This window comes from Citrobacter cronae, assembly GCF_016893685.1.
Lineage (GTDB): Bacteria > Pseudomonadota > Gammaproteobacteria > Enterobacterales > Enterobacteriaceae > Citrobacter > Citrobacter werkmanii.
The window spans coordinates 1,843,186-1,843,484 of record NZ_CP069763.1 but is presented as its reverse complement, the minus strand read 5'-3'; the positions used below and the strand labels follow the sequence as shown (position 1 = coordinate 1,843,484).

The window sequence follows — 299 nt, the reverse complement described above, 5'->3', positions numbered from 1 at the left end:
AGATCATTTAAAGACACCTTTATTCGCTTTCCACCTTCACGCTCGTCGGCAATGCGGGTAAGTTCGGCGTCTTCTGCCAGCTCCAGAAGATAGGCATAAACCGCAGGCGGCACGCAGTAGAACGCAGGCTCATTGCGGTTCAAAATCGCCACCGCTTCACCCTCCCCTGCGTTTACCGTTCCCATTGGGTTACGTTTCAGATCGGTAATGCTGGCAGCGGTTTTGGTCAGGATATAAAATGGCATGGTTTTTTCCTCTTTAGTGAGGTTTTAGTATAGGCCATAAAAGATACTTTTAAA

At 47.8% G+C, this 299-nt stretch carries 1 protein-coding gene; it reads right to left on the bottom strand.

The features are described from left to right. Nucleotides 1-245, bottom strand: a 245-nt coding sequence (locus JSN25_RS07960) for a type II toxin-antitoxin system Phd/YefM family antitoxin (protein ID WP_087857466.1), incomplete at its 3' end; no start/stop codon positions are given. Nucleotides 246-299: the final 54 nt, after the last annotated feature.